The sequence below is a fragment of the Hyphomicrobium sulfonivorans genome, from assembly GCF_013306565.1.
Lineage (GTDB): Bacteria > Pseudomonadota > Alphaproteobacteria > Rhizobiales > Hyphomicrobiaceae > Hyphomicrobium_A > Hyphomicrobium_A sulfonivorans.
The window spans coordinates 353,512-369,647 of sequence record NZ_PZPO01000002.1 but is presented as its reverse complement, the minus strand read 5'-3'; the positions used below and the strand labels follow the sequence as shown (position 1 = coordinate 369,647).

Genomic DNA, 16,136 nt, shown 5'->3' with positions numbered 1-16,136 from the left:
GCGGATGCGGAAACACGGGCCATACCGTCAGCCGCCCAGGCGCGGAACAGAATGATCGCCTGCGCTCAGCTTCTGATCTACTCCGTAATTGTAGTCATAGCCGTAGCCATAACCATAGCCTTCCGCCACGGCGTCAAATTTGGTCAACACTGCGCCGATCAGACTGGGATGGCCCAGCCGCAGGCGTTTCAGCACAGCGCCAATCTGGCCTGACGTCGATTGACCGGCGCCAACAACGAACACTGTTGCTTCCACTGTGTTGGCGAGGATGCTGGCATCCGCCATGCCCATGACGGGCGGCGCGTCGATAACAATGAGGTCGAAGACCTCCAGCCCCACGCGCAACAACGAATGCAGGCGCGGCCCCGCAAGCAGGTCAGCAGCGCTCGGCGGCAGCGGACCCGATGACATGAATGCAAGCGTAGCGATGTCGGTGGCCTGGAACGTATCCGGCGGCGCACACGCACCGGCCAGATAGCTGCTGAGGCCCGCGCCGTTGGGAATAGCCATCTTCTTGTGCAGCGAAGGATTGCGCATATCGCCGTCCACCAGCAGCACCTTGAGGCCCATGTTGGCGAAGTGCCGGGCAATCGCCATCGCGGTGATGCTCTTGCCCTCGGCCGGACCGGCGCTCGTTACCGCTAAAGACTTCGGCAGGCCGCTGGCGGTGGTCAGCTGCAATGAGGTGCAAAGCGACCGATAGGCTTCCATCACCGGCGAGCGGGGATCGGCGAATTCGGCCTCCACCGGTTCTCGCGAAACCTTCGGGATAACACCCAGCGACGGCAGTCCGGTCACCCGTTCCAGATCGTCGATATTGCGAACCGAGTCATCCATCATTTCCTGCAGCACCGCAGCACCAACACCGACGCCCAGCCCCAGCAGCAGCGACAGCAGAATGGAACGCACCAGCTTTGGTGACGACGGCGCAATTGGAACTTCAGCCCGATCAACGATGAAAATGTTGTTGGCCCCGACGCCGCCCGCAACGTCCACCTCCTTGTGGCGCTGCAGGAGTCCCTCATAAAGGCCGCGGTTGGTATCCACTTCACGCTTGAGAATGTTGTAGCGGATGCTGCGCTTTTGCAGATCGAGCGCTTCGACGCGCAGCTGCTCGATCTGCTTTTTCATCTCTTCTTCCTGAGCCGCCGCGCTGGCGAAACCGGCCTTCAGAGAATCCTTGATCGTCTGAATTTCAACAGACAGCTGACGGTCGATCTCGTCGACCTTGTTCTGGATCTGCACCATCGCCGGATAGCCCGGCTTGAACGTCTCCAGCTTCTCCTGATACTCGGTCGCCAGAAGATTACGCTGATCGCGCAGCCCCTCGATCACCTTGTTGCTGAGAAGCTGCGGCATGTTGATTTGGCTCGCGTTCTCAACCTGCCGCCAAAGCTGCTCGCTCTTGATGCGCTCCGACACCAGAACACCCAGTGCGGCGTTGGCGCTGGCGAGATTGTTCTCCGCAATCGACGCTTTCTCGGAAACGGCGACGATCTGTTCCTTCTGCGCGAAGTCCAGCAGCTGCTTTTCCGATTCCTCAAGCCGCAGCTTCAGCTGCTTCACCTGATCTTCAAGGAATGTCTTCGCGTAGACGTTGGCCTGAAAACGCTTGTCGAGATTGGAGTCGCTGTACGCGCTGGCCAACGCGGTTGCGATCCGCTGCGCCATCACGGGATCTGGATCCGTAAAGCTGACGTCTACCAGACGCGAACCGGCGATGGGACGCACCGAACGACTTTGGAGCACAAGATCGATCGACCTGCGCTCGCGCTCAGCCCTTTGATTGCCTTTCGTCGGCGTATCGCCGGAGGAACTCAGCATGCCAAGCAGACTGCCCAGCAACGACGGTCCGCGGGAGCCCTGGAAGGCTTCGCTATCGCCCAGCTTCAGCGCCACGACCACGCGCTCGGCAAGGCCACGGCTTTGCAGCAGCTCGTACTGCGTCTTCAGAAATTCGATGTCGGTGCCTTCCAGCGGCGTTACGTTTCCGCCGTCCACCACCTTGGCAACGTTGCGATCGATTTGCAGCCGCACGGTTGCGGTATAGAGCGGCGTCATCATCAGCGATATGATGACGCCCATGACAAAAAACGCACCGGTGACGCCCAGGATCAGCCATTTGCGCTTGTTGGCAATCCGCCAGTATTCGCGCAGGTTCGTTGCCGGCTCAGCCTGCAGGATCGCCGCGTCGGAATAATTCGGATAGCCTGCATCCGCATACCCGACGAACGCCGGTCGCTGCGTCTGCTGGATCGGTGCAATATTGGACGGACGACGATCATCGCCCGCAGGAACATTCTCGTTATGTGTCATGTCGACGGCTGAAAAACTAAATCGATTTTAAAAGCAACAGTGCGGCACTCAACAAAATCGGCCTTACTTTGCAAACTTGAACTGCGTGGCAAACGCCACCTGCATGCCGGTGTAATCACACCAAAATAACTCCGTCATCTTACCGGTGCCGATGGCAATAACGCCACCGGAATAAGGCGGCGTTCACGACTTAAATTTACCAGGCTCGGACCAAAACTTATCGACAATGCAGCGACGGAGATGACCGTCGCTAGCCCACATACCCGTTTCCGATAGCACGCCGTTGACGCTGGCAACAATTACAAAAGACCTCCGCCTGAGATCCAGCGGTTCGTAGCTGTATGGTTGTCACTCGTCGCGGCCGCCGGCAGAAAACCAACGCCAGCATCAGCCTGTCGCGTCGCTGCGCACGCGACACGAACACAGCGCCGACCTTAGACAGATTTTAAATTCCGTACGCGACTGCGCGCGCCAGCTGGGATCGGCGCAACCCTATGGCCTGCAACGCTCTCTGCGCTGAGTCTGCACAGCAATTAACCTGAGGTAGCAAAATCGGCTGGCGCCGTGCACCAGCTACGGTATATCGTTGACCGTCTCGATGTCGTTGGGGCGCGAACTATTTTGTTGGCGACCGTAGTCGGGGCCGTATTTCATAAGCTGCGAAATTAGTTTGAGAGTGCATTCCATGTTGTTGCGCAGGTTGATCCGCAGGCCGATCCCGCATTTGAGGCTTCCCAGCCAACCAATCCAGAGCGCCTGGCCGCTGTCGTAGCCGTGGCTCGCATGGAGCTGGCCGCCAGCACTAGATCCAGAATTAGATAATGCGTCGACTGCAGCAGCACCAATTATCAGGCGCCAGAATAGGCCCTTGGTCGACACTCCGCGTGTTGACCCCGGTTGCTTTTGCCGGCGGCTCTCTTCTGCACTTCGACACTTACGACAGCGTTCAGCCGCTGTTTGTAATGTTGCTGATCGCCGGACCTATGTGGCTGCTCCTCACCATCCTCGCAAGTCGCGCGCCCGAGATCCGGTGGGGTTACAGCTGGCTTGTGAGCTGGTACTGGCTGTGCGCTGGAATTTCGTTGCTGCTCGACGGGCCAACCCAAGTCACGCCAGGGAGCTTGATCGATGCAGAGAAATTCTACACGCAGCTGTACTTGCAGTTCACACCGACCAGCCTCGATGATCTGAGAAAAGTTCTCGAAGGCCCACTGGCCATATTGGTGTGGAACTATTTCTACGAGTGGACCGTCAACATGGGCGGAACTCACCTTCCCCACATTGGCGTATCAATCAACATCTTCAACATGGCAGCAACGGGCGTCATTTCAGCCTTCATGGCCATCATTTTATACGGCTATGACCGACGCCGGCTCTTTATTTTGTTTGCCCTGTTTACAGGATGCGGGCTCTTCATATTATTCGCCACGCTTCATGTGCGGGACTCGTTCATCTGCCTGATAATAGCGGCTCTGGCTGCACTTTGGTGCGCCTTCCTTGTGAGGAAGGATCTGTTTTCTATGCTGCTGATCATAGCAGCTACGCCTCTATTCACGTTCGCACTGCATTATCTGCGCTATGATCTCAACTCGGTACCAATTGCTTTTGCCGGCGTCGGCCTTGCGGCCCTGGTAGCTGCGAAAGATGTCAGACGAGGCGGCGAGCGCCTCTGGATCAACACGTTACTTGTGCTGGGGCTTACGGCTGTTGGTTTCGCAGCCGCCACCGTGGGAGCTGATCTAGCGCAACGATTCGAGCGAGGGACCGGCGCATATGTCGCCATGGCCGGTAGTGGAGCCCAAGCCGACAGCTTGGGAATGGCACTAGTCGTCAATCAGCCATTTCTCCTTCGCCTGATTATCGGGCCAATCTACGTTCTGTTTATGCCAATTCCACTCTGGGGGAGCAGCTTAGAAAGCGGCGCTACATATGCGCTGGCTAAAGCCATCGGCGCTGTATTTTTCTATTTCCTGGTTTCGAGGCTTGCCGTCACCGCTTTCGTATTGGTGTCATATCCTCAAGCCCGTAGAGCTTCAGTGCTATTTCTCTTTGGCGTTTTCCTGATTTTCCTCATGGCGATTGGCGCCACATCTATCGAATCCAGGCACATAGGTCCGTTCGTACCGTTGGCAATCGTGGCATCGCTGGCTTTTTGCGACAGTGCGGCCCTAGATAGTAAGAGAGCCAATTACCTCAAGATGATTTTTCTCGTGATGATAATCGCACACTTTATGTGGATGATATTGAAGTTCCCATGACCCTGACATTGACGTCGAAAAACTCACGTCTGAACAAGTACCGCCTTCTGCTGGTCGGGCCGTTTCCGCCGCCGAAGGGCGGCATGTCTGTCCATATCGATCGACTGTCACAACAGCTGAGCGCGCGATCCATCGAGCACAGCATTCTGGATGAGTCCCGGCAGAAATCGCCCGACATCGGGCATCTGCGCAGCATGGGACTAGCCCAATATCTGCGCCTGCTACGTCGCTCCGATATCGTCCACGTCCATTCCATGAACCCGTTAGTACGCCTGGGCCACACAATCGCGGCACGCATGCTCGGGTGCAAGGTCGTGCAAACTCTGCACGCCGATCACTCCGGCCGATTTGGCAAATTCCTTCTCCGGCTCGCCGGCGCAATCGCCCATGAAAGAATAGCTGTCAGCGAAGCGCTCTCCTTGCAAATGGGCCGCGCCGCACATGTCATTCCCGCTTTCATTCCGCCCCTGCCCAACGAGGAAACGCTGCCGGATGACATTACTCAATGGCTTGCCGAACAGACGGCCGACGGGCGGCGCATCATCGCGTTGAACGCTTCGAAGATCCTGCAAGAGGACGGTGTCGATCTTTACGGCGTCGACATGATCATTAGCGCTTTTGCGTGCGATGACGTGAACAGGCGCTTCGCTGCGATCGTATGCGTCGGCAATGTTCCCAGTGACGAAGAATATTATGCCAGCCTGCAGGCTCAGGCTGCGAAAGGGCCGGCTGCCGACCGGATCAAGTTCGTTCGCGGCGAGACCAACTTCCCCGGCGTGCTGCGGCATTCGCACCTGTTCGTCAGGCCATCACGTCGCGATGGCGATGCCATCTCGCTGCGCGAAGCGCTGTGGTACGGCGTGCCAACAATCGCTTCCGATGCTGCGGTCCGCCCCGACGGCGTGACACTGTTTCCGTCGCGCGACACAGGCCAGTTTATCGATAGAATTATCAACGCCGATACGACGGCGATCCCGCGTGAGACGCAGCGCGACTTCAGCGATGATGTCATCCGTGTCTATAGCGCAGTCGGTGCCGCCACATGACAGTTCCGGCATCCGCTTCTGGCGCCACCGCTCCGCAACCATCTGCGCCGTCTCTGCGCGAGATTGCGGCGCATACGACCATCACGTTCCTTTCGACCCTCGCAATTCAGACGACCACGTTCGCCATTCTTGCGCTGGCTGCCTTGACGCTGCCGGTAACGGAATTTGCCCGTCTCAGTCTGATCGTCGCCTCGGTGATGCTCGCCAGCGCATTGTTCGAATTCGGTCTCAACATCACTGCCACCAAGATGTATGGCGACACGCGCGACGAAGGCTATCTGCGCGCGGCATTCGCGATGCGGTTGCTGATGGTCCTCGTGGGCGGCGTGGCCGGCGTTGGCCTGGCCCTCGCGGGCGCAACAGACGTTGGCACAGGCATCCTGCTCGGCGCCCTGCTGAATGTGTGGAACGGCATGCGCGCCACCGACCAGGCGCGGCAGGATTACAGCAGCTTCACCCGATCCAGCGTCGCATTCGCGGTGTTGCGCGCAGGCGCAGGAATGATAGCGCTGCTGATGTTTGCCGATCCGCTGCTGATCGCGATCGCTATCTATGGGCTTCCGGTTGTTGCCTCAGTGCTGTCGTCATCGGCGCGCCTTGCACTGCGGGCCTTCGCATGGCCCTGGCCGCCACTCCGCGATGCCTTGCGCTATGGCGGATATGTATATGTCAACGCGGTCACGTTCATCGCCATTCCGTACGTGCCGCAATTTTTCATCGCCTCGCGCCTCGATGCGACGGCCGTCGGCACTTACGGTCTCATCCTGACGTTTGTTGGTCCGGTTTCGCTGTTGATCTATTCGCTGCGCAGCGTGCTGCTGCCGAAAATGCTGGGCTCACCCTCTGCGTTTGAGAGCTTGCTGTGGAGCAAACGCGGCCTCGCCCTGATTGGTGCTTTCTGGGCGGTTATGATGGCAGGCGGCGTCGCAGTTGCGTGCGGTATCGGCATGGCCTATGGCGCACGGTTCCCGCAAATCGAAACTGTGTTCCTGATCTTCTTCGCCGGCTTTTCCGGCACGGCCGCAATCGGCCTCTATAGCCTCAGCGTTCACACGCGCGGCGTGCCTGGCCTTGCCGCAGCGATAGGTCTAGCCAAACTGATCGCACTGATCCCCGCAGTGATTTTATTCGGGACCAGCCTTGTCGGCATCGTATCGGCCGTTGCAGCCATCATGGTGGGCTTCGAAGTTGTGCTTGCGTTGCTGCTGCGCGGGAAGGCGCGCCCATGAAAATCGTTATGGTGGGGCCATATCCCGAGCCCGGAAAGCAGGTCAGCGGCGGCGTCGAGCGCGTCATTGACACCTTGCTGCCCGAACTGGGCCGGCAGGTGGATCTGACGTTGATCGTGCCCGGCGCGCAGCGCGATGCCGAAACCGTCAATCACGGCGTCAGAACTATCTATCTGAAACGCGGACCGGGGCCAGGCGCCGCCCGCTACTGGACGTTCGACGCGCGCCGCGTTGCCCGCGCTGTGGAAAGCATCCGCCCCGATCTTGTCCATTTACAGGGCTTGGCCGGCCTTGGCCGATTGATATCGCTGCCACGCATCCTGACCGTGCATGGCATTGCGCATCGGGACCTTCTACTCACTTCACGCGGCGATAGATGGGGGCCTTTGGCACGGCATGGCATGGCGCATGTCATGCGCACGGTTGAAGCGCGGGCACGCCGCCAGATTGGCAATGTGATCGTTATCAATCCCTACGTGCACGAGGCGTTTCCCGATATCGTCAACGGTCACCACTTTGCGATCCCAAATCCACTTGACGCCGCGTTCATGGAACCGCTGCGGAATGAAACGCAGCCGCGTGAGCCTCACATCATTTCCATCGGGCATATAAGTCCGCACAAGAACACGCTTGGCATTCTTCGCATCGTCGCCGCTGCGATGCAGGCGAATACATCCGCGCGTATGTCTATTTATGGCAGCAGCGCGAATGCCGAATATAGCCAGGCATGCCGAGATTTTATCCGCCAGGAACGCTTGGACGATCGCATCGCGTTTGCAGGCAACGTCGCTTCGAATGAACTCGCACGTGCATTGGATCAGTCCTGCTGCCTGATCATGGCATCTCCGCAGGAAAACGCGCCGATGACCATCGCGGAAGCACACGCGCGCGGCGTCGCTGTGGTCGCGCCGGAGGCTTTCGGCATCAAATACATGATCGCGCCGGGCAGAAACGGCTTCTTCCTGCCCGCGAGAGACCTGCACGCGCAGGCCGCGGTGCTGCAGCGCGCGCTTGACCACGACTGGCGTCGCGCTGCTATCGCGCATGACGCCTGGCAGACTTACGCCCCCGGATTGATCGCGGAGAAAACCATTGCGGCATACCGCGCCGTGCTGACCGGAGATGCACCTATCGCCACACCTCAAGGCTTGGCACCACGCCATAAAAGAGATTTGGAGAGATCGGCACATGGCCCGGTGTAAAGAATGGCGCCGCGATATAGAACACCGTTCCCGGCGTCGCATAGAGACGCTTCAGGACGTTGTTGTAGCCAACGAACTGCCGCGGGTTGCGGTTGGTCAGACGCGTGACCTGCTGCCAGCCGTCCGCCGCAGTCCGCACCTGATGGCTGGTGTACGGAACGCCGTCGACGAAGAGGGCGCCTTCGTCACTGTTATGGATCAGCGCCACCTCACCCGACTTCACGCGCAGATGGAAGTTGATGGTCATCTGCGTGGGCACCGGCCCGTTGGCATTTTCCATGCACAGATAATAGGTGGTGGCGCCCACGGTAACGGCGGTCCCAGTGCCGTTGCCTGCTGTCACCTCCAACAAATAAAACTCGACGCTGTAACGCCGCCACGAGGCATTGCTGGCGTCTTTCATCCGAACAATCAGCGCATCGACGTCGGCGTCCAGTGCACCGGCAGCGCCGCCGTAGGTCGAGTTGTTGAAAATGAACTTCGGGCCTTGGGCGAAGGACGATCCGTTGACGGTCTTGAAATAGGTCGGGGCGGTGAACGAAGGCGACGTTGCCGACTGCGGCTCAGGGCTTCCCGAAAAGCGACCCGCATCCTTCAGGAGATTGAAGGGCGAGGCGACGGGCGGTGTTCCCGGCAGCGAAACCACACCCGTGCCTCTGTTGATGACAATTGCTTCGCGCCATGTCGCACCGTTAGAACTCACCTTGACGTGAAAATCGTCATCGCCGGTGGTGCCGAATTCCGCGCGCCCCGACCAACCGGTCTGATACAGCACCGAAGCGGTAGCGCTCGCCGCATTCTTGTTCAGCTTGAGCTGAACGCTGCCGGTGCCGGGCGTGACATCATCGTGGCTGAGCAGAACCGCATCCGACTTCACCGCCAACTTGTTGGTCGCATCGGCGGTTGCGTTGACGCCGACGAGCGCTGCCGGATTAACATCCATGGAGCCGGAAAATTCGACCCAGCTTCCGCTGTCGAAGATCACCGCTTTGCTTTCGGCCGTTATCCAGGCCAGCCAGCCGTCATGCGGCGCATAAAAAGCCCAGGCTCCATCCTGGAACGCAGCGACCTCTCCCTCGTGGCCGCTCCATGCCGCGATGGCGCCAGCCGCAACGATATGACGTTCACCCTCGGCAGGCATAGACGGCGGCGTAGCCAGATCGCGATCCAGCACAGCCAGATGGACGATCGCGTCGAGAGCGCGCAGCGCCTCATTATGCGTCACGTGCTTTTGCGCCTGCGCCGCCATGATATATGGCAGGCCAAGATTGGTAGTCGTAACCATTGCTGCGATCCTGACAACTCATCACCGGGCTTCCGTTATCCCACGCGCAAATCCATCGGGAATAAGTCATCAGTTCTGCCAAGACGCGCCTTAGGCGAGCGCGACTTGACCGGCCTCCTCAGTTGTCGATACCTGCCCCGCCCACGATCCATTTTTCGTCATTCATATGCAAACCATCCATTTTTAGTCAGTTGAGATCATTATCGTGATACGAGTAGATATTATTGCGGGCGCACGCCCGAACTTCATGAAGATTGCGCCGATCATAAAGGCGCTTGAAAAGCATAGAGCTGACGGTGGCGATCTCCGCTACCGTCTGGTGCATACCGGCCAGCATTACGACGCACGCATGTCGGGCGATTTCTTCACCCAGCTCGGCATACCCGAACCCGACGTCAATCTGGAATCCGGCTCAGGTACGCAGGCAGAGCAAACCGCAGCGATCATGGTGCGCTATGAACAGCTGCTTCTCGACGCGCCGAGCCAGCTTTGTCTTGTCGTCGGCGACGTAACTTCGACAATGGCATGCGCGATCGCCGCGCAGAAATTGCGCGTTCCAGTCGCGCATGTTGAAGCCGGCATCCGTTCGGGCGACTGGAGCATGCCGGAAGAGATCAACCGCATGGTGACGGACGCCATCACCAACTGGTTTTTCACCACCAGCGACTGGGCTGGCGACAATCTCAAGCGCTCCGGCATTCCAGAAGATCGCATCTTCTTTGTCGGCAACACGATGATCGATACGCTGCTTGCAAATCTCGACCGGCTACGGCCGCCGCCTTTCTGGGATGAGCTTGGCCTGCAATCCAGCAGCTACTTCGTTGTCACGTTGCATCGTCCCTCCAACGTCGACGGCGTCGCCGCATTCGATAACCTTCTGCGCGCAATCGGACGCGGAACACGTGGGCTGCCGGTCATTTTCCCTGTCCATCCACGCACGGCGAAAACGTTGCAAGCCATTCCCGGCCTGCCGCAATCAATCCATTTCGTCGAGCCGCAACCGTATCTGGAGTTCAACTACCTCACCCGCCATGCAAAGGCCGTCATCACTGACTCGGGCGGCATCACCGAAGAAACCACGGTGATGGGCGTGCCGTGCATGACGCTGCGTGACAGCACCGAGCGCCCGGAAACGGTTGAGCTGGGAACCAACGAGCTGCTGGGAACTGACCCCGCCGCGCTCGAACCGGCATTAAATCGCCTGTTCGACGGCGATTGGAAACGCGGGCGCACACCGGACCTGTGGGACGGAAACACCGGCGAACGCATCGTCAGCACCCTTGCACGGCTGCTGACACCATGACGCCCTCGTCTCAAAAGCTGCTCCGCAATTTAGAAGCGCTGCCCCGACGGACACGTTCGACCGACGCGAAGCACACATTTTTGGCGGCGACGCCGTAGTCATTTTTTATTGGAACGGCGCATAGCGCGCGCCGATCAGGGAGGCATTTTTGCGTATACTTATTGTGTCACAATTTTTTCCACCCGACATAACCGCAGCCGCTTTTCGAATTGGCGACACCGCCGACATTCTCGCCGCCTCCGGCCATGACGTTGCAGTCGTGTGCGCCATCCCGCACAAGGCCACGGCAGCCGGTTCCGATACGACGTCGGCAACATATTCAGTCGAGCGTGTGGACATCGCCGCTCTTCGTGGCAGCGGCGTCATCAATTATCTGCGGCATTATTTTTCGTTTGTTTACGGCGCGATTGTGCTCGGGCGCGCTGTGGTGCGAAAGCTCAGGCCGGAAGTTGTCTGGGTATCGTCTCCGCCGCTGTTCGTCGCCATCGCCGGGGTGGCCCTGGCCAAACTGGCGCGCGCGCCACTCGTGCTAGACATTCGCGACGTGTGGCCGGAATCAGCCGTCGCAGCCAAACAGATTTCAAACGGCGGCGCTGCGTTCCGCATTGGCAAACGGCTGGAGCAGTGGGCTTACCGCCGCGCCGATGCCATCACCTGCGTTTCCAATCCAATGGCCGAATACATCCGCGGACTGACATCGACGCCGGTTGATGTTGTCTACAATGGCGTACGTCGCAGCCTGGTTGGCAGCCTTCCGTCGGCGGACTCTGCGAAAGATCACAGCCCCAATCGCACGATTATATATGCAGGCAACCTGGGCCGGGCGCAGGGGCTTGAAACCCTTGTTGCCGCCTTCGCCGAAATTGCACAGCGGCCGGAATCAGCCGGGTGGAAGCTGGAATTTGTCGGAGCGGGCGTGCTCGAAGGCCAGCTCAAACAACTTGCGTCCGAAACCGCGCATGCAGACCGCATTATTTTCACTCCGCCGATGCTGAAGCAGGATGTCATGCGGCACATGAGTCAGGGCGGGCTGCTGTTTATCAATCTTGATGCCGATCCCGTATTCGAGAAGACCATCCCTTCAAAAGTTTTCGACTACATGCTGGTGGGCCGCCCGATTATCGCAGGCGTCGCCGGTGAAGGTGCTGCGATACTGCGCGAGACCGGCGGCAACATCGTCTTTGCCCCTTCCGATCAGACTGCGATGGCTGCCGCGTTGCTAGATGGCATGGTCGCGTGGGAACGCCTCGCAAGCCGTTCTATCGCCAATCGACAGGTCGCAACGGATCGATACTCGCGCGAGCAATCCGTAGTGACGCTTGAGCAGGTGTTCCAGCGCGTGGTCGATGGGAGGAGCGCTTGAAAATTTTGATCCCCGGCGGCAGCGGCTTCATCGGTACGGTGCTCGTGCGCCAACTTCTGGCCGAGGGGCACGATGTCATTATCTACGACAAGGTGCGTTCGACTGCGTACCCAGAACTGACCATTGTGAATGACGTCCGCAATGCTGCCGGCCTCGCCGACGCATGTCGGGGCGTGGATGCTGTTATTCATCTGGCGGCCGAGCACGCCGATGATGTTCAGCCCGTATCTCTTTATTACGACGTCAACGTCGGCGGCGCTGAAAATCTGGCCCGGGTCTGCGATGATGCCCAGGTGCCGCACATCATATTCACCAGCACGGTGGCGGTTTATGGCCTCAACGCGGGCGTGGCGCGCGAGACCAATGCCATCGCGCCATTCAATGACTACGGCCGCAGCAAATGGCAGGCGGAGCAGATCTTTGCTGAATGGCAATCGGCGGATACGGCACGGCGCCTCACAACGATAAGACCTTCCGTTGTGTTCGGTGAGGGCAATCGCGGCAACGTCTACAATCTCATTCGCGCGATCCATGGCGGCCGCTTCATGATGGTGGGGCGCGGTACCAGTCGAAAATCGATGGCCTATGTCGAGAACGTTGCCAGCTTCATCGCCAGCCGCCTTGCAACGGGTTCCGGCAACGAGATTTTTAACTATGCCGATACTCCGGACCTTACGACGGCGCAGCTGGTAGAGGTTGTCCAGCGCGAGCTTGGATTGCCGCCAAGTACCATGCGCATTCCGTTACCTCTCGGCCTCGGTGCCGGCTACCTGCTGGATGCGGTGGCAGCCATCACTGGACGCCGGTTTCCCATCAGCGCCATTCGCATTCGCAAGTTCAATTCCGACACGCAGATCTCAGCCGATAGAGCCGTGCAAACAGGCTTCCAGCCTCGGTTCTCGATAGCGGATGGCCTGCAACGTATGGTCCAGCACGACTTCACATAGGCGGCACAAAACGGGCGCCAGCCAGCGCGTCACAATCGCTTAGCAGTACTCACGGCAGCGGGCCGGTGCGATAGAGCACAATGCGCATGCCGCCATGCAGCACCGGTTCTGCCGTCAGCGAAAACGGCAGGCCGGTTGCCTGAGCCAGCTGCTCCTCATTTGTAACCAGCCCGACGCGCCAACCGCTGAAGCGCTTCAGCAGCGCATCGCCCATGGTGCGATAAAGCAGCTTCAGATTGGCCCGGTTGCCGATGCGATCGCCGTACGGCGGATTAATGATGACAATGCCGGGCGCCGCGCCTTCCGGCGGCGTGATGTCGGCGACGTCCATTTCCTGGAATGACGTGATATCCGCAACGCCGGCGCGCTCGGCATTCTCCCGGCTCATGCGGATGGCGCCGGCATCGATATCGCTGCCGTAGAACCTCACCGCCGGCTTCGAAGCAACATGTGCTTCGCGCATCGCCCGCCACGCGACGTCATCGAAGCCCTTCAGCTTCTCAAACGCGAACCGGCGCGCACGCCCCGGCATCAGAGCCGACGCTGTCTCCGCTGCTTCAATCACGAAAGTGCCCGATCCGCACATCGGGTCCAGAACCGTCTGCGTGCCGTCGAAACCGCACTGGCGCAGAAACAGCGACGCCATCGTTTCACGCATAGGCGCCTTGGCAACGGCCTGCTTGTGTCCGCGCTTGTGCAACAACTCGCCCGACGTATCGACCGCCACCGTGCAGATGTTGTTCTCAATGCGAACCTTGATGCAAACATCGGCGTTCTCGTCCGGGACAACGTCAACCTGCTCCGTTATCGCCTGCGCGATGCGCTCCTCGGCGGCGCCCGAGTGATACACCTTCGAGCTTTTGCATGTGGCCTCAACACGGAACGGCATCGCCTTGCGCAGCACCTGCCGCCACGGCACCGTTTTTGCGCGGCGCTCAAGCTGCCCGAGGTTCTTGACGTGGAAGCTGTCGATCCGCGCATAGACCTTGCCTGCGCCGCGCAGCTCAAGATTGGCGCGCCACACATCCGGCCAGCCGCCCTTCATCTCAACGCCACCCGGCACAGTCTTGGCCTTGAAACCGCAGGCGCGCGCTTCGGCGCACAACGGTCCCTCAAGACCCGGCGTCGCAACCAGAAATATCTCGAACTGCTGATCCTGCTTCATGCCGTGCGGGTGAAACCTTCCGTAGAAATGCCATGGGCGAGAAGCCCACATGTTGCAACGCCGCCACGCCTCGCCAAAATCGCGCGCAGCTAAATGCTACTCACTGCCGGTGACGACTGCCCTTAAGCCATGGAATAGAAACATAAAACTATACCACTCAAGTAAACTATCACATGACGACCCCAGACCTATCTGGACCCGATCTAAATCATTGGGATTGAAGTGAAACGCCAGCCATCGTTGTTACTGCCGTGGCAATGGCCCGGCGCCCCGATGAGGGGCAACCCACAGGTTCGCGTAATCGGGGATCGCATGAGCGGCACGCTAGTTTATGAACTTCACCGACGCGAGGAAGGCCGCCTGCGCTCGTTCTTCATGCGGAGGCTGCGCAACGCCGCTGACGCGGCCGACGCTACGCAGGAAACGTTTCTGCGCCTGCTGGCGGCATCGCCAACAACGCCGATCGAACAGCCCAACCATTACCTCTATCGGACCGCACAGAGCGTTGCCATCGATCAGAGCCGCCGCGCCATCAGCCGTTCGCGCGTTGAATGCCCGATCACCGACGAACGCGCGATCCTGAACATCGCGTCCGACGCACCCACGCCGGAAAAAGAAGTTATCGACCGCGAGCGGCTGGCAAAGTTCGAAGCCGCCCTGATGGCGCTGCCTCCAAGGGCGCGCGCGGTTCTGCTTCTCAGCCGCAAGGAAGGCTGGACCTTTGCCGCCATCGCCGATCACCTCGGCGTCTCCACCAGCACGGTCTATAATGAACTGCGGATGGCAATGGGCCACTGCATGGACGCTATGGCGCGGCTGGACAGGGGCTGAGCGACGATCCCGCCAACGTGCCAGCCCGGTTTGCACCCAATGCGAATGCTGCTACCTCCTGCCGTTACGCATAAGGCGATACACGCATGGCCGCGGCGATGGTCGCGGCGCATCCGGGGGCAGCGGTGACGCAGGACGACCAGAGCAACGCGCACGCGCAGGCTGCCAGTCCTGGCGACGACACGCGGTTCCGGGACGAGGCGCTGGACTGGTTTGTCCGGTTGCAGGCCGCCACCAACGATCCCGCAGTCCGCCGCAATTTCCGCGCCTGGAGCGAAAGCGACCCGCGCCGCGCAGCAGCCTTCGCTGAAGTTGCCGCAATGTGGGGCGAGCCGGAATTCCTGAAAGCTGCTGAAAACGTCGCCGGAGCCACCCGGCCCGCCAACGCTACGCGCAAGCGCCGCCGCAACGTTACAGTGGCCGCAACTGCAATCTTTCTGCTGTGGGGCGCGACCCATGCGTCCGATTTCATGCTGTGGGCGCGCGCCGACTACATGACCGCGACGGGCGAACAGCGCACCGTCAGCCTGCCGGACGGATCGCGCATGATCCTCAACACCGCTTCCGCCGTTGCCATCAACTTCACCGACAGCAGCCGCGCCGTTCACGTGCTTGAAGGCCAGGTATTCTTCGACGTCGCACGCGACACTGCGCGCCCGTTTGTGGTCGATGGCAATTACAGCCGCGTCAGCGTCACCGGCACCGCGTTCGATATCCACCTTGAAGGCGACCTTGATGACGTTGCCCTCGCCCGCGGCAAGGTTGCCGTCAGCAGCCTCGCACAACCGTCCGATCACACCGATCTGACGCCCGGTGAAGCTGTAAACGTCGGCCCGGCGGCAATGGCTTCCGTGCGCGCCATCGACACCGCATCGACATTCGCATGGACCGAAGGCCGCATCACATTCGACCAGCAGCCTTTCGGCCAAGTGCTGGAGCAGCTTCAGCGCTACTACGGCGGTCGCGTCGTCGTGTGGAACAGCGCGCTGCAAGGCACCGCTGTCAGCGGCAGCTACAAACTCGACGATCCCGCGCTGGCCATCCGCTCACTGGCGGAAGCGGCAGGCGCGAAAGTTACGACACTGCCGGGCGTCATCATCCTGCGCTGACATCGCTGACGCGACGGCTGCGACAGATGCTGGAAACTTTTTTTAAGAGATCGTCGGTGGTCCTGCGTCCTTAACGTTGAGG

General features: G+C 59.7%; 13 protein-coding genes. 9 read left to right on the top strand and 4 right to left on the bottom strand.

Annotated elements, in window-relative coordinates; genetic code table 11:
• Positions 1-27: 27 nt before the first annotated feature.
• A complete protein-coding gene (locus C6Y62_RS06790; RefSeq protein WP_173953300.1) occupies positions 28-2,316 on the bottom strand; it encodes a GumC family protein in 2,289 nt (762 codons plus the stop codon).
• A 573-nt stretch (positions 2,317-2,889) separates the two neighbouring features.
• Entirely contained in the window at positions 2,890-3,195 is a 306-nt protein-coding gene (locus C6Y62_RS06785) for a hypothetical protein (protein ID WP_173953299.1), read from the bottom strand.
• 5 nt (positions 3,196-3,200) lie between these two features.
• Here C6Y62_RS06785 and C6Y62_RS06780 point away from each other — a divergent pair, with 5 nt between their 5' ends.
• From C6Y62_RS06780 to C6Y62_RS06765, 4 genes are read left to right on the top strand one after another with little or no spacing between them, the layout of a single operon-like run.
• Positions 3,201-4,574: a hypothetical protein gene (locus tag C6Y62_RS06780; RefSeq protein ID WP_173953298.1), complete on the top strand. Its 1,374-nt coding sequence runs from the start codon at positions 3,201-3,203 to the stop codon at positions 4,572-4,574.
• Positions 4,571-5,620, top strand: a complete 1,050-nt coding sequence (locus C6Y62_RS06775; RefSeq protein WP_173953297.1) for a glycosyltransferase family 4 protein — start codon at positions 4,571-4,573, stop codon at positions 5,618-5,620. Before C6Y62_RS06780 ends, C6Y62_RS06775 begins: the two co-directional genes overlap by 4 nt.
• Entirely contained in the window at positions 5,617-6,849 is a 1,233-nt protein-coding gene (locus C6Y62_RS06770) for a polysaccharide biosynthesis protein (RefSeq protein WP_173953296.1), read from the top strand. Before C6Y62_RS06775 ends, C6Y62_RS06770 begins: the two co-directional genes overlap by 4 nt.
• Entirely contained in the window at positions 6,846-8,051 is a 1,206-nt protein-coding gene (locus tag C6Y62_RS06765; protein WP_173953295.1) for a glycosyltransferase family 4 protein, read from the top strand. Before C6Y62_RS06770 ends, C6Y62_RS06765 begins: the two co-directional genes overlap by 4 nt.
• Here C6Y62_RS06765 and C6Y62_RS06760 read toward each other — a convergent pair.
• On the bottom strand, positions 7,978-9,336 hold the full coding sequence (locus C6Y62_RS06760) for a DUF2793 domain-containing protein (protein ID WP_173953294.1): 1,359 nt from the start codon (positions 9,334-9,336) through the stop codon (positions 7,978-7,980). The two genes, C6Y62_RS06765 and C6Y62_RS06760, sit on opposite strands and share 74 nt — an antisense overlap.
• Before the next feature lie 205 nt (positions 9,337-9,541).
• Between C6Y62_RS06760 and wecB the strand changes: the two genes are divergently transcribed.
• From wecB to C6Y62_RS06745, 3 genes are all read left to right on the top strand, one after another.
• Complete coding sequence (wecB, locus tag C6Y62_RS06755; RefSeq protein WP_210258010.1) at positions 9,542-10,639, top strand: non-hydrolyzing UDP-N-acetylglucosamine 2-epimerase; 1,098 nt, start codon at positions 9,542-9,544, stop codon at positions 10,637-10,639.
• A gap of 148 nt (positions 10,640-10,787) precedes the next feature.
• Positions 10,788-12,002, top strand: coding sequence for a glycosyltransferase family 4 protein (locus tag C6Y62_RS06750; protein ID WP_173953293.1), 1,215 nt, complete (start codon positions 10,788-10,790; stop codon positions 12,000-12,002).
• Positions 11,999-12,949: an NAD-dependent epimerase/dehydratase family protein gene (locus C6Y62_RS06745; protein WP_173953292.1), complete on the top strand. Its 951-nt coding sequence runs from the start codon at positions 11,999-12,001 to the stop codon at positions 12,947-12,949. Before C6Y62_RS06750 ends, C6Y62_RS06745 begins: the two co-directional genes overlap by 4 nt.
• A 49-nt stretch (positions 12,950-12,998) precedes the next feature.
• Here the strand turns inward: C6Y62_RS06745 and C6Y62_RS06740 are convergent, their stop codons facing one another.
• Positions 12,999-14,165 (bottom strand): THUMP domain-containing class I SAM-dependent RNA methyltransferase, encoded by a 1,167-nt coding sequence (locus tag C6Y62_RS06740; RefSeq protein WP_246274438.1) that lies wholly within the window; start codon positions 14,163-14,165, stop codon positions 12,999-13,001.
• Between the two features lie 261 nt (positions 14,166-14,426).
• Here C6Y62_RS06740 and C6Y62_RS06735 point away from each other — a divergent pair, with 261 nt between their 5' ends.
• Both C6Y62_RS06735 and C6Y62_RS06730 read left to right on the top strand, forming a co-directional pair.
• A complete protein-coding gene (locus C6Y62_RS06735) occupies positions 14,427-14,945 on the top strand; it encodes an RNA polymerase sigma factor (RefSeq protein ID WP_173953291.1) in 519 nt (172 codons plus the stop codon).
• Between the two features lie 86 nt (positions 14,946-15,031).
• A complete protein-coding gene (locus tag C6Y62_RS06730; protein ID WP_246274436.1) occupies positions 15,032-16,054 on the top strand; it encodes a FecR family protein in 1,023 nt (340 codons plus the stop codon).
• Positions 16,055-16,136: the final 82 nt, after the last annotated feature.

Excerpts from the sequence above, each read along its gene's own strand:
- C6Y62_RS06790 (WP_173953300.1), bottom strand. The coding sequence starts at position 2,316 with ATGACACATAACGAGAATGTTCCTGCGGGCGATGATCGTCGTCCGTCC.
- C6Y62_RS06775 (WP_173953297.1), top strand. The coding sequence starts at position 4,571 with ATGACCCTGACATTGACGTCGAAAAACTCACGTCTGAACAAGTACCGC.
- C6Y62_RS06770 (WP_173953296.1), top strand. The coding sequence starts at position 5,617 with ATGACAGTTCCGGCATCCGCTTCTGGCGCCACCGCTCCGCAACCATCT.
- C6Y62_RS06765 (WP_173953295.1), top strand. The coding sequence starts at position 6,846 with ATGAAAATCGTTATGGTGGGGCCATATCCCGAGCCCGGAAAGCAGGTC.
- C6Y62_RS06760 (WP_173953294.1), bottom strand. The coding sequence starts at position 9,336 with ATGGTTACGACTACCAATCTTGGCCTGCCATATATCATGGCGGCGCAG.
- C6Y62_RS06740 (WP_246274438.1), bottom strand. The coding sequence starts at position 14,165 with ATGTGGGCTTCTCGCCCATGGCATTTCTACGGAAGGTTTCACCCGCAC.
- C6Y62_RS06735 (WP_173953291.1), top strand. The coding sequence starts at position 14,427 with ATGAGCGGCACGCTAGTTTATGAACTTCACCGACGCGAGGAAGGCCGC.
- C6Y62_RS06730 (WP_246274436.1), top strand. The coding sequence starts at position 15,032 with ATGGCCGCGGCGATGGTCGCGGCGCATCCGGGGGCAGCGGTGACGCAG.